This is a genomic window from Rhizobium aethiopicum (assembly GCF_014197535.1).
Classification (GTDB): domain Bacteria; phylum Pseudomonadota; class Alphaproteobacteria; order Rhizobiales; family Rhizobiaceae; genus Rhizobium; species Rhizobium aethiopicum_A.
Genome location: NZ_JACIFV010000010.1, coordinates 77,122 through 91,786, shown reverse-complemented (window position 1 = coordinate 91,786; position 14,665 = coordinate 77,122). Strand labels below are relative to the sequence as shown.

The following is a 14,665-nucleotide window of genomic DNA, read 5'->3' as shown; positions in this document are numbered from 1 at the left end:
AGACATTGGGGGAAAGGTCCAGGTGATGGGCAAGAAAAACTGGCGTGTAAGTATTTTCGGCGCAGGTTATGTTGGAGCAGTATCGGCAGGTTGCCTTACGAACGACGGTTTTAAAGTTGTTGCAGTCGATCCGGATCAGTACAAGATCAAGTGCCTCTCGGAGGGTCGCTCTCCGATTTACGAGCCGGGTCTGCCTGATCTGATCGAAACGGGTGTCGAAAATGGTCTTTTGACTGCAACCAGTGATTATATCGCTGCAATTAACGAAACCGATATCTCATTCTGTTGCCCGGGCACTCCGAGCCGTGAAGACGGCTCGCTGGACACTAGCTATGTGAAGCTGGTCTCCGAGCAAATCGGTGTCGCATTGCGTGACAAAAGCGATTTCCACATGGTTGTCATGCGTTCGACAATCCTTCCAGGGACGGTCGAGGCTGTTGTCATCCCTGCTCTTGAAAGCGCCTCCGGCAAGAAGGTTGGAGTCGACTTTGGTCTTGCGTACTACCCGGAATTTCTACGTGAAGGCACTGCGATAGCTGACTACTACAGTCCAGGTGCAATCGTCTTTGGCCAGTACGAAGACGACCAAAGAACCATTCAGGCACTACATGACCTGTGCGCTTCGGTCGAGCTAAAGCCGCACGTCATTCCGATCCGCAGTGCCGAAATTGTCAAGTACACCAACAACTGCTGGCACGCGGTCAAAATTTCCTTTGCCAATGAAATAGGGAACTTATGCAAGTCCGTGGGCATCGACAGCCACGAAGTTATGGATGTTGTCTGCGCCGACACTCGGCTTAATATTTCCCGCGCCTACATGAAGCCGGGTTTCGCCTATGGCGGCTCCTGCTTGCCGAAGGATCTCCGTGCATTGCGCCATTTCGGCAAGATGCAGAACGTGTCGACTCCGGTCCTCGACGCCACTGTCGAGGCCAACCAATACCAGCTCGAGCGAGCCTACCGTCTCGTTAATCGTTCCGGGGCCAAAAAAATCGGTCTGCTTGGTTTGACTTTCAAGTCGGACACGGACGACCTGCGTGAAAGCCCGCTGGTGCTCTTGGCCGAACGCTTGATCGGCAAGGGTTACGAACTGTCAATTTATGACTCGAACGTTTCGGCCAACAATCATGGTGGTCGGAACTACATTTCGCACCTCGCCGGCTTCATGCGCGCGTCGCCGGAGGAAGTCGTGTCGGAGAGCGAAGCGATCGTTGTCGGCATCAACGGCCAGGCTACCAAGGACGCTCTTAAAGGGGCACGGGAAGGTGTCAAGGTCATCGACCTGGTTCGCATCCCCGTGGAGATGCCGTCCGGCGTGCACTACGAAGGTCTCGTCTGGTAAACGCTTATGGTGGGGGTCCTCAAGCATATCGTTTTCGTCCTGCTGCTGGCTCTTTGTGCAGCGCTGCTGCCGCAGCAGGCGTTCGACGAAAAGGCGCGTGATGCCGCATTGGTCGTCGGCGTCATTGGGCTGTGGCGATGGTCTTGGGGACTGCTCCATCTGTTGCGTAGCGTCTGGTTCCGACTGGTGCGGTTTCCGGCAATGCGCCGTGCGGCCGAAGCGGCGTCGAAGTCGCAAGGGTTGGGGCATGCCTACTTCCTGATTACGAGCTTCAGGATAGACGCCCCGACCACCACGAAGGTTTATCGCGGCGCTTTCGTTGCGGCAGCCAATGCGCCAGCCGGTGCAACCATCGTCTGCTCTATCGTCGAAATTGGTGACGAGCGCCTCATTCGTCGTCTGGCCGAAGTAATGTTTGGCGATACCCCGCCGTTTCGATTGGAAATTGTACGCATCCCCGGGACGGGCAAGCGCGACGCCCTGGCTGCCGGCTTCCACGCCATTGCAGCGCTCAATCCTTCTGGCGACGACACCGTCTCGGTGATCGACGGCGATAGCATCGTGCCGCCCGATCTCGTCGAGCGCTGTGCCTGCATGTTCCTGACCAATCCGAATCTGGGCGCGCTTACCACGGACGAAGTGTGCACAGTCGAAGGTGCGGAAATCTTCAAGCAGTGGTATTCAATGCGTTTCGCACAGCGGCAGATTCTGATGTCTTCACACGGCCTTGCAGGGCGCGTGCTGACACTGACAGGACGCATGTCAATGTTCCGTGCGCGGCTCGCTTGCGATCCGGGTTTCATCGATCATGTGCAGAACGACTATATCGACCATTGGCGGTTAGGCCGAATCCGCATGCTGACCGGTGACGACAAGTCAAGCTGGTTCTGGCTCCTGAAGAACGGCTACAATATGTACTACGTGCCAGACGTTCAGGTGGAGACCATTGAGCAGCCGCCAAGCCCAAGCTTCATCGGCTCCGCCTACGTGTTGATGACCCGATGGTTCGGCAACATGTTGCGCACCAATGCTCGCGCCCTCAATCTTGGGCCTATGAAGATCGGCGCGTTTACATGGTGGTCGGTTCTCGATCAGCGCATGTCGATGTGGACCAGTTTGTCCGGCGTAACGCTTGCCCTCCTGGGCACCATGATGATCACGCCTTGGACGGCTGCTTTCTATATTCTTTGGGTCATCGTCTCGCGATATATCCTGGCGCTCACATTCCTCACTGTACGTCCGTCGATCAATCTCGTCTATATCCCGCTACTCTACTTCAATCAGATATTCGGCTCGGCGGTGAAGGTAATGATTTTCTTCCGGCTCGACCGGCAGAAGTGGACGCGTCAGAAGACCGCCTTCAAGAGAACCGATTCCCGGATGGACGCAGCTTTCAAGCTATGGTCCTCACGGCTGGTCAATACCGTTGCCGTCTTGGTCTTCGTGTCCGTTTTAGTCTTTCTCGCCAATCTCGGTAGCTACTTTACGGACGAAGTGCCGGAACGTTTGCCGAAAATCACCAACAGGGTGTTCTGATGACAGCGGTTGCCGTGTCAACGCGTCGTGAACGGGAGTTTCCGCGTTTCAAACTGCCATTGGTGGCGCTCATCGACGAAAAGCGCGTCGAGGTGTGCGACTGGTCAGTGACTGGTCTCGGAATCGCTGAAGTCGAGCTTACGCAAGCTCCAGGCGACCAACTCGCCGTGACCCTGCTCCTGGAAACCGATGGCTCCTGCCTTGAGCTGACGTTCAACACGCGGGTCGTTTGGGTGAATCCTAAGGAAAAGCGCGCGGGCCTACAAATTCTCGACCCTGCGGAGAAGACGGCGCCGTTGGCGCATTTCGCCGACCTCTATCTCGCCGGGCGAGTCATTCAACGCGGTTCAAAAATTTACATATTGGGAAATCAGATGGCAGAAATAGAAAATGCTAAGGCTGCGGTGGTCGGTGCGACGTCGTCGACTGGCAACGGTCTTGCAGGCCGCATAATCGGGCTTTTGATATTCGTTGTCGTCGGTTTGGCCGCTTTCTCCTTCTTGTTCAATATCGTCTATAAGAGGCTTTTCACCTTTGATGCGGTTTCGGCGAGCATCGCTGCTGAGACAGTTACGGTCTATCAGCCACGGGATGGCGTGGTTGAATATGCCAGCCTGCCGCAGAAGGTAAAGCAAGGAGACCGTCTGGCAACGATTACCCTCGATTCGCCGACTGCCGACGGCAAGTCGACCATGGAGGTACTGTCGGCCTGCGATTGCTATGTGCTGTCGATCGAGCATCCGAGTTTGACTTACGGCCGCGCGGGAGGCCGGATGCTCTCTCTCGTCCGCCAGGATGCGCCCCTCTATGTATCGGTTCGCGTGCCGTTCCGCCGGCTCGCGAATATTTCCGATAAGCCGCAGATCTCGCTCAGCTACCTCGACGGCAATGAGGCAAACAACGTTGGCATCGTCTCCATTCCCAAGGTGACAGAATATACCGCCACGCAGCTCGAGATTCAGGTCCAGCCAGGTCGCGATCTCGACCCGTCCATGGTCGGTCAGCCTGTTCTGGCAACGTTCGACACGGCCCCGTGGCACTGAAGCCAAGTTTGAGATCCATTCCGTCGACGAAGCCGGAGGCATGACAATGAGCGTACCGACAAAGTCTTTGAAAATAACGCCTGCCATCATGATCGGCGGTAGCGGCACACGGTTGTGGCCGTTGTCACGCAGCAATATGCCCAAGCAGTTCCTGCAGTTGGTCGACGACCGCAGCCTCTTCCAGAATACATTGGCACGGATCAATGATCCGATATTCTCTGCGCCCTGGCTTTTGACCAGCCGCGCTTTCATCGAGATGGTCAATGCTCAGGCACGGCAGATGGACCAGGAATTTGCTGGAATCGTTCTCGAGCCATTTCAACGTGGTACGGCCGCGGCACTTGCGGCCGTAGCAGTGGCCGCCAGTCAGGGTGACGAAGATGCGCTCGTACTGGCAATGCCGGCCGACCATGTGATCGACAATCCGTCGCTCTTTCTGGACGCTGTCAAAAAGGCGATACCGCTGGCTGAGAGCTCAAAGATCGTCACTTTCGGCATCGTGCCGACGGTGCCGGAAACCGGCTTCGGCTATATCCGTCCGGGTGAGCCCCATTTCGTGAACGGTGAGGCGGTCGGTGCATTAGTCGACCAGCCCGGCGGCTTCCTGGAGAAGCCGGACTTGGAGCGAGCCAAGCAGTTCGTCGAGATGGGATATCTCTGGAACGCGGGCATCTTCCTCTTTCGCGCGTCGGCACTGGTGGAAGAGCTCAAGCGGCATGCTCCGTCCGTCTATGAAGCGGTTGCGGCCTCAATCGCTCGGGGCACCACCCGTAACCTCGGCAGTCATACGTTATTGATGCCGGCCGATGAGGATTTCGCCCGCTGCCCGAACGACGTTCCCATCGATACGGCGGTGCTGGAAAAGAGCGCCAATGTCGCGGTCGTGCCGTGCGACGATATCGGCTGGGCCGATATTGGGTCGCTGTCAGCTCTATGGGATATCAGCGACAAGGATGAGAACGGCAATGTCCTGCGTGGCGACGGTTTCGTCTCGCAGTCGCGAAATTGTCTCGTGCACGCGCAGTCCGGACGCCGCGTCGTCCTCAGTCACATCGAGGACATCATGGTCATCGATAGCGAAGATGCCATCGTTGTCCTGCCCAAGGCTCAGGCCCAACGGGTAAAGGACATCGTTGCCTCGCTGAAGAAGATGGATGCGCCGGAGGTAAGCTTCACCCGCAGTGCGCTGAAGAGCTGGGGAGCGGTTAAGATTGACCGCACCTACGACGATAGCCAAGTCTGCGCCGTGACCTTCCACGGTAGGAATTCAGTCACCTACCGGGTCTCCGGTGCCGAGCGCGAGACTTGGTTTCTGCACGGTGATCACCGCGCTGAGTACGGAGTGGACGGCGACTTCACACCTTTCGTGCCGGGCAATCCGGTTTCTTTCAGCAGGGGGCAGGTCGTGACGATCCGCAACGCTTCCGGGCTGTCCGAGTTCACGTATGTCCGCAAAGACCCTGACCTCAATTGGAAGATCGATGACTGGTTTCCACAGGTGGCCGAGGTCGAAGCTTCGAAGGTCCGTGTCGGTTGAGCACGAGGAATACCAACTAGATGAACGCGTCTGCGGATATAACGGTGGAAATTTCTGGCCGCACGTTCTCTGTGCTCGGTTTAAGTTCCGGTGGTCTCATCGTGCCGTTGGCACAAGAGCTGCTGGGCTATAGCGGTACAGCGCGCGTCGCGACGGCCAAAGGCGAAATGGCATGGAAGGGAGATGTCCTTGTTCGCGCGGAACAGCATGGCGACAAGATCAACCTCCTTCTGACAGGCGAGCGCGAGCAATATAGAAGGCTGGTCAGTGTCCTCGGTTGGTATGCTGGGCGCAATTTCTCCTATGCCGATCAGTTCGCCGACAGGGTTCCGCCGGATGCTCGTAGTGCTACTACAGGCTTGGCCGGATACGCTAGGCTGGCAGGCTTTGGCATCGTCTCTCTCGTACTGATAGGACTAATCTTCCAGTTGACTTCGCAGCGCAGCATGGGCGCCGTATCGCAAGTGGCCTATGTCGCTGTGCCCGGCAAGGAGCTCGGTTCCCATACCGCTGGCCAAGTCGTGTATGTAAGGGATGGTGGCAAGGTGGCGAAGGGGGAATTCTTCGCCGCACTCAAGACATCGCGGGATTTCACGAAGTTTCTCGAGGCCAGCAGTGTAGGGGAAATCAGTGCTCAGGCCGTCTCGCCACAGGACTACGTGCGCAAAGGTACGCCAGTCGTGCGTCTCTCGGACAAGGATGCAAGGCCCTATGTGGCGGCCTTTGTCAAGCTGAGCGATGCGGTCACTGCCCTAAACGCAGCAGAAGCCCGAATCGAGTTTCCGCAATCTGGACGGGTCGTTTCGGTTCCGATCGATGCCCGAGACTACGTCAACAGCACCAGGGTCTTGACCGACGAGGATGGCAAGCCCCTTGCAGAAATCAACCTTGGAATCCCAGACGGCTTGAGCGTCCCGGTCGATGAGCCGGTGATAGTCAAGTTCCGACGGGCGGTATGGACGTCTCCGGTGATATCGCCGCGGTGGCTGAAGTCCGTCTCCTCACTGCTGTCATAGGGATCAACGGCATGCGCACATCTTTGACACTGATTACTGCTGCCGTGGTCAAGGGCATGGTCGGCCTTACAGCTATGGCTGTGCTCTTCGCGAGTGCACCAACGGACTTGAATTTTCATGCCGCCCATGCGCAGGAATTGACGACCGGTGAGCAAAGCTTGCACATGGACGAGCTCGCGCCGGCAGAGCGCGACCTTACCGAAGATACCCTGAAATACGGAGCACAGCTCGCGCTCACGCGCTGGCAGGCCCTTCGCGACGAGAAGACGTCTCGCAGTTTTGATGCTTACTTCGAGATCTTCAGGGAAGTTGCTCGTATCGAGAGCCTCGACCATGCGACAAAGATCGCCGGCGTCGACGTGCGCAGCCACCTGTCCGTTGCAGCCGCCGAGCTACACAAGCAGATGAACGCCCAGGGACTGTCGGCACGCGATGCCGGCATCAGCGCACTTAAGACTCTCATTGCCAGCTCCGACCAATTGTCGTCGACGGACCCGGATTGGTTCAAGGTACGCTACACGCTCATCCTCGACTACATGTCCGGGATCGAGGTGGCGAAGCTCAGTCTCGATCTTGCCAAGCGGTTGGCTCAGTCAAATCTGAACGAACTTGCCCTGGACATCTATGTCGATTTCCTGCCGCTCTATTTCGATGGCCTGAGCTCGGCAATGGACCGGCAGGAGCTGATGAAGCTCGCGAGCGCGAATGCCGGAGCGGTCGGCAATGCGGCTGTCTTACGGGTGCTGACCGATCTGTTGCGGATGTCGCCGCGGGCGGAGAAGGTGGAACTCGCTCAACTGGTGTTCGATCAGATTGACATCGACTTCATTCGTCAAGCCAGGGATACCGCTACCGATTCTGGAGATCTCGTTCTGGCCGCGTGGGCCAATAGCGTCGAACTCGCGCACGGCCGCAAACCTGAAAACGATATCGGGGTGCTTCGCGAACAAGCGAGACGGAACCTCGACACGCGCGCCTTCGAGCTACTGATCTTGGCTGAAAAGGACGAGGTCGCTCGCAACCGGCTGGTCTCGGACGCGGTCATGGCAGACATCCGAGAAGAGCGACCGCTGGTGGGCTATGATAGGGCAGTCAATCTTGCGCTCCCGCCAGCCGTTGCTGTTGACGCCTATCTTGCCCTTATTCACAGCTTCTCCGCAGCGGGTTACGCCAACTATGTGAAGGCATTGGTAGAGCCCGTGGCTGTAGCCGCCAAATCGAAACAGGTGCAACTGAGCGACGGGCAGGTCGTGGCGCTGTTCCGTGACATCGAAATTCTTCGTGACCCCGCTTTCATCCTTGCGCGGGGAGAGGAGATACCGGGGGCCGCGAAGATCTCGCAGGTTACGGCATTGCGAGCCGCTATCCGGAATGTCTTTTCCCTTCCCGTCGACCAGCCCATCGGCGCGGTGACGATTGCAATAGATCCGTCGGCGACTAAGGCTTTGCAGGTGGCCGCAGGCCTGATCAACGGTGAGATGCCGGATGCGGCGTCGCTCGCAGAGCTCGACTCCTCGAGCGGCAACGATATTGTCTTACTCTCGCAAGTCTCCGCGCGGCTATGGCAATATGCCGGCCGTCGAGAACTACTGGCTAATTTCGTACGCAGTGGAGCCGACACCGATCTCAGGCAGGCGGTTGCACTCGGCGTGACAGGCTTTGCTGGCTTCGGCGGCGCCGGAACCAGCGACTTCATCGCCGCTATCGGAGACCTGCTTCCCTTGACCTCTGGCGAGGGGCAGACGCTCCTTGCCGCATCCATAGGCCAGGTGGCGGAGCCCGCCAAGCTGCGGGGCGAAGCATTAGCACGCTACGCGCGTTATCTGGCCGCGAGCGGCCAGTCCATGGCTCCGCTAGCAGCCGTGCCCGAAAAGGCTGCAGTCGACGAAGCGGAGGCCATCTTCGGCAATGTCGACTTGGCGACCGCCACTCTAAAGAAAGTCTCTGATTATAAAGCCCGCGTCGGCGAATTCCGCCGCTTAGCCGAGGCCCGCGCGGGCGTGCTTGACAACAAGGGCTGGCTGAACAGCGCCACCGCTCCATCAAAATCGGCACCCAATATGTTCGACCTCGGTGGCACGCCGACCATCAGCGACGGCCGCATCGCCGTCTCCTCGTCAAAAGAAAACAGCCTACCGCTGGCCGCCCGGCCTTTCATGCCAAATCTGTTGCTCGGACCCGAGTCAGTCAACTCGAAGATTCCTGTGCCGCCGCTGCGGGAGGTTAATGAAGCGCTTGCGGACATTTCCAAGCGCGGCGAGACACGTGCGACCCGCCTGATCCGCTTCTCGTCCGAACATTTCGACGAGATCATCAATCTCGGTGTTCGCGAATATCTCTACCTCAATTCTGAGTCGACCGTTCCGCGCATCATCTTCGTTACGCGGGGGGTGCTGACCATGAGCGAGCTCATCGCCCAGGTGCGGGCGAGCGATCCGGACGCCATCTCGCTGGATGGCAATGACGTTACCCTGAACGTACCTCTTGCCGTCAATGACGGTGCCGCGCTGATCGTCAGTGGACAAGAAATCAAATCGCTGAAGCTCAATACCAAGGCCGGCGCCTTCATCGTCAACAGCGGCAAGATCTATTTCGATGGCGTGACCGTCTCGTCGGTAGATCAGACGACGGGTCAACCGAGTTTCGTCTTCGATCACGAGAAGGGCATCTTCTTCCGCCCCTTCATCCTGAGTTGGAGCGGCAGCGAGACTCTTGCCGCGAATTCCCGCTTCGTAGCGTTGGGCTATGCCGGCGGCCGCACTTACGGGATGTCGCTGTCTTCCGGTTCGACCGACACAGTCGCTCGCAAGGTGCAGGCGGCCCCACCAACAGGCTATTTCATCAATAACTCATTCGAGAACCTTTATTACGGTTTCTACGCATTCGAGGCGAAAGACATCGTCTTCGTCGGCAACGAGCTGGTCAACGGTGTGATCTATGGTCTCGACCCGCACGACCGATCGAAGAACCTGATGATGGCCTACAATACAGCCTACGGAACGCAGAAGAAGCATGGCATCATCATTTCGCGCGAGGTCGACGACAGCTTCATCCTCGGTAACCTGTCGTTCGAGAACCACGGTACAGGTATCATGCTTGACCGACAGAGCTACGGTACGATCGTCTATGCGAACGATGCGAGCCGCAACGAAGGTGATGGGTTCTCCGCAATGGAAAGTCCTTGCGCTCTTATCGACAGCAACGTGTTTTACGGCAATGGTCGATCTGGCGTGAAGGTACGCAATTCCTGGGATGTCCACGTGGAGGGCAACCAGATCCGTCACAACAAGGCGGCCGGTATCGAAGCCTATATCGACAACCTGCAGGCAGCAGAGCAAAGCGAGTTTCGCGACTTCGCCGAGGATCCCTACTATCCTGTCGCAACGGTGGCTGCCCGAGATAACCTGCTCGAGCATAATCGAGCCGGTCTGATGACCCGCGGTGCGTCCGAGGCGATGTTCTACGGCAACAAGTTTATCGACCAACTGCCTCGGTACGTTTCGGGTGATCTAAAACCGCTCGGGCTCGACGTCGTTACGCGCAACATGAAGACGGGGGTACTGGTCCGATCGGTTTGCGTGCCGCGCCTGCCGGTGAAAAAGCAGTGCGCGCTTGCAGAGAATGGCATCATCATGTCGCAATCCCGGCAACCTGAATTCCGCTCGGATGAGGCCTCGGCCAATTATTGTATCGACGCCGCTGGCTCGCCGCAGTCGGCCGCGTTCAATGCGCAACAAGGGGAGTGAGAGGATGAATCTCGCAACGAGAAAGTCCCGCCTCCTGGTCGGCGCATTGACGACTACGGTGGTGATCCTTGCGCTGGCGCCAGCTTTGAGGGCGTCCGAAATGCCGCGACAGTTGGCGGCCGAGACGAAGAAGGCCTATCAGTCCGAGCAGAAGGCACTCGCGGACTATAGGGCTTCCAAGGAGGCGAGCGAGCTCCTGGACTACGCTCGACTGCTGGCGCGGGGTAGAATAACCAGCGATCACAATCCCTTGCGGGTTGCCGACATCGACGCGGCCATTGCCGTCTACCGCAGCCTGCTGACTGACCGTCGCGATGCCAAGCTCAATGCCAAGGTGACGGCGGAGCTCGGCGAATTGCTGATGCGCAGGGGCGGCGCTGCAAACGAAGCTGAAGCAGAGGCTCTGCGCGCCAAACTCCAACCTGCTAAACCAGTTAACCAAGCCCCGGCCGACGTCGAAGCACCGACGCAGGATCTGTCGACTGACACCGAGGCGGCTTTGCGCGATAAGATGTCAAATGGCTCGCTTGATGCGGCATTCGAGCTACTTCTGTCGCTCAAACGTGAGAATTCCAACGAAGTCGATACACTGCGCAGCCAGATGATGCTGATGGCCAACCTGTCAGCACTCGACGATGACAGTGCGGTTATCCGCCTTGCCGGGCGCTATGCAACCTCCTTCGATGCACAACAACATCCTAGTGTGCTCAAGTCGTTGCTCGAGCTGACCGCTGCCGGCGGGCGTGATAGCGCAGTCGGGGTCATCGAAAAGAACCGCGATGTGCTAGTTTCCATTCTCGGCAAGGAGGAACTGCGCCATCTGATATGGATGCTGGTTGACGGCGGCTCGACCCGCGCCGCCGAGCTTATAGCGCTCGACCTGGTCGACGACAACATTTACGGATTCGATGAGACGGATTCCAAGTGGGCCCTCTCGATGCTGGACGAGGCCAAAAGCTACCGTGCCAATTACCTGAACGCAAAGCTTTATTACCAGGGCATCTATGTCAAAAGGGATTTGGTTCGCGCCACTGCTGCCATGGATAAAATGCTGGAAGGTGCCGCGGAGGCAGGACAGGAGCGTCTTATAGTTGCCGACCGCTTCGCCCGTATCAACCTGTCGGACAGCCTGATCGCAAAATACGCCCTACCGATTTATCTGGAGATCTGGAAGGGGGGGAATTCGTCAGTCATCGGTCGTCTGGCTCGCATAATCGTCAGCGCCGAGAAGGCCGGTTACTATGCGACGCAGGCAGACATGCCGATCCCGCCGGAGCAGCTCGTCGGCGAGCTATCGAGCGCCTATAACGCGGGTGACCTTTCGATAGGTTTCATCCTCGGCGATATTTTTCGCGAGGGGCGCTTGGTCAAGGAAGAGCCGACCCGGGCTCGAGCGATTTACGAAGAATTGAAGCAGCAGTATGCGGATTCGTCCGAAATGCAGCTGAAACTGCGCGAGGCACTAGCCAAGCTGGTCCGCCAAGATCTCGAAGTCACGCTCAACTACTCGCCCTATTATGCCGAAGTCCGTACATTGGCGGATCAGCACAACCTCTGGGCGATGAAGGAATATGGCGTACTGCTGGCAAAGGGGGCCCCGCAACTCGAAGCAAATCTGGAGGTTGGATTCACTCTGCTTCTGAATGCCCTGTCGGAAGGCTATTTCACCGCCGGACCAGAAGCTGCCGAACTCGCGCTTTCGACTGGAAGTCCCGACAAGCTCAAGCGTCTTGCCGACGTCTACGCAAGCTTCGATCCGCGCACCCTGACGCCGGAAAGCAAGGTGCAGTTAGCAAAGATCGATTTTGCGCTCAAGCAGTTCAGCGAGGCCGAGGCGCTGCTGAACACGCCGGAAATGATGGAGTTGCCGACGGGCCGCTTTCTCCTGGCTCAAGTAGGGCTTGCAAATGGCAAACTAGACGCGGCGGAAGCGCACCGACAAATGAAAGATGTCGTCGTGTCCTTCAATGGTGACGATGCCACTCTACTTGGCTTCATCCAGAAATTGTCGCTAGAGGACGGCCTCAGCGCGGATTTTGCCGAACCTGTTTTGATACGGCTGGCACAACTTGCCGATCGGCGCGATGTCAATGCGATCACCGCTGCGTTCAAAATCCGCCAGAAATGGCCATCGAGCCAAGCACTAAATTTCCGCAAGGTGGTTGGCTGGTGCAATATCCTCGCTGAACGCGGACAGGGCGGCCCACTGACACGCGTAGCCGTTAACGTCAATGCCAAGGCGGTCGGCGACGAGAGCTACCAATATCTGATCGATACGGTCGAAAGCGCGCTGCCGCATCTGCCGACCAACGGCAATCTACGCATGTTCCTTGCCCGGCAGTACCTGTCCGGCAAATACAGGCCTAAGAACTTCGCCAAAGCCGACCAATTGACCAAGGAGGCAGCTGAACTCGGCAACGAGGAAGCCCTAAACAGCATCGCGACAAATTATTATTTCGGCCAGGACGTCGAGATGGATCGCGATCGGGCCGAAGCGCTCTATCGGGATTTGGCCTTCATGGGATCAAACCGTAGTGCCCTGGCGCTGGCGCGCAGCTATTCCAAGGGACCGAGTTCACGCGTCTATGAATCGCGTGCTTTCGCCTATTACATCAAGGCCGCGCTCAACGGGTCTGTCACCGCAATGACGGAGATGGGCCGGAGTTATCTTGCCGGTGCGGGTGCCGTGCAGAACGAACAGAAGGGCGTTGCCTGGCTGGAAAAGGCTGCCGCGCTCGGCAACACCGACGCCATGATACAGCTCTACTACTACTCCTTCATCAAGAACCCGACCAACCAGAACCCCGAGGCCGAACGTTGGCTCAATGCGCTCGTTGCGGCGGAGGTTCCGGACATGATCCTGCGCAAGGCCGTTCTTCTCTACGACCGCGATAAGGACGCCAACAAGGATGAAATCTTCGCCCTGCTCGATCACGCCGAGGAATTGGGCAGCCAATTCGCGCGGCGGCTGAAAAACTCCTTTGTCAAAGAAGCCCGCGCAGGAATTTCGAAATGATGCAAGCCAACTTCTTCAGCACAGTTCGTTTATTGAGCATTTTTTCCATATTCGGCATGGCAGCTCTTACCTGCGCTCTTTCTTCTGTAACTTCCGTGTCGGCTGGTGAAATACTCTACAAGTGTGAGGAGCTCGAGGAAAAGTCTCCCCAGACCTCGATAGCTGTAAAAGTGTATCAGGGTTATGGCGGCTGGTTCTTCCGCGAAGGGGACATGGAGAACATGTATGAGCTGTCAGCGGAAACGCTGGATGCGTTCAAAGATGTAAACGACGCCCTGCGCTATCGAGGCATTCACCTCATTTTGGTTCCGATGCTGCCACGTGGTGTTGCCGGCGCGCAGTTTATCCCCAATGGGGGCATATTTTCCGACATGTTCTACGATCCGGCGTTCTCCGCCGAGCAGTTCCGAGCGATGGTTCAGTCTTTGCGGGGCGCCGGGATTGATGCAGTCGACATTACTAAAATCAAGGACACCAAACCAGAGTTCGACTGGAGTGCGTACTATCTGAAGCGGGATATTCACTGGACGCCGGAGGGGGCACAGGTGGTTGCCGAGGCTCTGGCCGAGAGGATCCGTGACGTGGTTGGCGACATAACTGACGCCGTTGAGTTTAAAACGGAGATGACTGGCAAGGTCGCTCCGATACGCTTCAATATGGGTAAAGCGCTCAACGAAGTTTGCCAAGATAAGATCCCTCCTGAAAGCGTCACCGGCTATTCGACCAAGCGCAACGTCGATAGCTTAGATGAGCTGCTGACTGAGGGGGACGAGCCGGGTCGAGAACTGGTCCATGTCGTCGGAACGTCCTTTACGGATGAGCGGATGGATTTCAACTTCAACGGCTTCCTTCGGGAGGCCCTGAAGCACGATGTATCTGGTTTCTCGATTGCTGGTGGTGGTTTGACGCAGTCGATTTACGGCTGGACACAGAACGCCAATGGGTTGGCCAAGAAGCCTGAAGTATTGGTGTGGGAATACTCGGATCTACAGTCTGTTCTGCGAAGCGTGGATTATGTTGACGAGTCGATCGTTCCTGCAATTGTCGGTGATTGCGACGATAAATTGAAGCTCGCTGAGAAGGCATTTGATGAGGCAGATACGGTTGATCTTGATCTACCTGCATTGGTTGGCAAGGCATCCGATCATTACCTGGTCTACGAATTTACCAACAAAGCACTCACTGGGTTCCAGTCGAGCTATAGTTACGCTAATGGTCCCGCGAAGAACGTATCTTTCCAAAACCCGTCGCGCGTGAGCGGACTTGCCAGGCTTTATCAGGCGCTCCCCGGAGGGACGCGGAATGCGCCCGTCCATGTTCGCCTCAAGATTGAGGGACCGGCAAAATCGGCGGGTTCGGTGAAGCTGTGCCGTTATCCGGAACGCATTTTCCAAAGTGCGGCAACGTCAAATTGAAGAATGGGATGAGA

At 57.2% G+C, this 14,665-nt stretch carries 8 protein-coding genes; all 8 read left to right on the top strand.

Annotation, left to right across the window (positions count from 1 at the left end; genetic code table 11):
- The first annotated feature begins 25 nt into the window (after positions 1 to 25).
- From GGD53_RS15810 to GGD53_RS15775, 8 genes are read left to right on the top strand one after another with little or no spacing between them, the layout of a single operon-like run.
- On the top strand, positions 26 to 1,342 hold the full coding sequence (locus GGD53_RS15810; RefSeq protein WP_210303229.1) for a UDP-glucose dehydrogenase family protein: 1,317 nt from the start codon (positions 26 to 28) through the stop codon (positions 1,340 to 1,342).
- Positions 1,343 to 1,348: 6 nt separating this feature from the next.
- The gene (locus tag GGD53_RS15805) at positions 1,349 to 2,878 is read left to right on the top strand and encodes a glycosyltransferase (RefSeq protein ID WP_184457509.1); all 1,530 of its coding nucleotides are present in this window, start codon (positions 1,349 to 1,351) and stop codon (positions 2,876 to 2,878) included.
- Positions 2,878 to 3,921 (top strand): PilZ domain-containing protein, encoded by a 1,044-nt coding sequence (locus GGD53_RS15800; RefSeq protein WP_184457507.1) that lies wholly within the window; start codon positions 2,878 to 2,880, stop codon positions 3,919 to 3,921. The genes GGD53_RS15805 and GGD53_RS15800 overlap by 1 nt, the downstream gene beginning before the upstream one ends.
- 46 nt (positions 3,922 to 3,967) lie before the next feature.
- Positions 3,968 to 5,458: a mannose-1-phosphate guanylyltransferase/mannose-6-phosphate isomerase gene (locus tag GGD53_RS15795; protein ID WP_184457505.1), complete on the top strand. Its 1,491-nt coding sequence runs from the start codon at positions 3,968 to 3,970 to the stop codon at positions 5,456 to 5,458.
- 20 nt (positions 5,459 to 5,478) lie between these two features.
- Entirely contained in the window at positions 5,479 to 6,474 is a 996-nt protein-coding gene (locus GGD53_RS15790; RefSeq protein ID WP_184457503.1) for a hypothetical protein, read from the top strand.
- On the top strand, positions 6,414 to 10,220 hold the full coding sequence (locus GGD53_RS15785; RefSeq protein ID WP_184457501.1) for a right-handed parallel beta-helix repeat-containing protein: 3,807 nt from the start codon (positions 6,414 to 6,416) through the stop codon (positions 10,218 to 10,220). The genes GGD53_RS15790 and GGD53_RS15785 overlap by 61 nt, the downstream gene beginning before the upstream one ends.
- Positions 10,221 to 10,224: 4 nt before the next feature.
- A complete protein-coding gene (locus tag GGD53_RS15780; protein ID WP_184457499.1) occupies positions 10,225 to 13,236 on the top strand; it encodes a tetratricopeptide repeat protein in 3,012 nt (1,003 codons plus the stop codon).
- Positions 13,233 to 14,651, top strand: coding sequence for an alginate O-acetyltransferase AlgX-related protein (locus GGD53_RS15775; protein WP_184457498.1), 1,419 nt, complete (start codon positions 13,233 to 13,235; stop codon positions 14,649 to 14,651). The genes GGD53_RS15780 and GGD53_RS15775 overlap by 4 nt, the downstream gene beginning before the upstream one ends.
- The last annotated feature ends 14 nt before the right edge of the window (positions 14,652 to 14,665 follow it).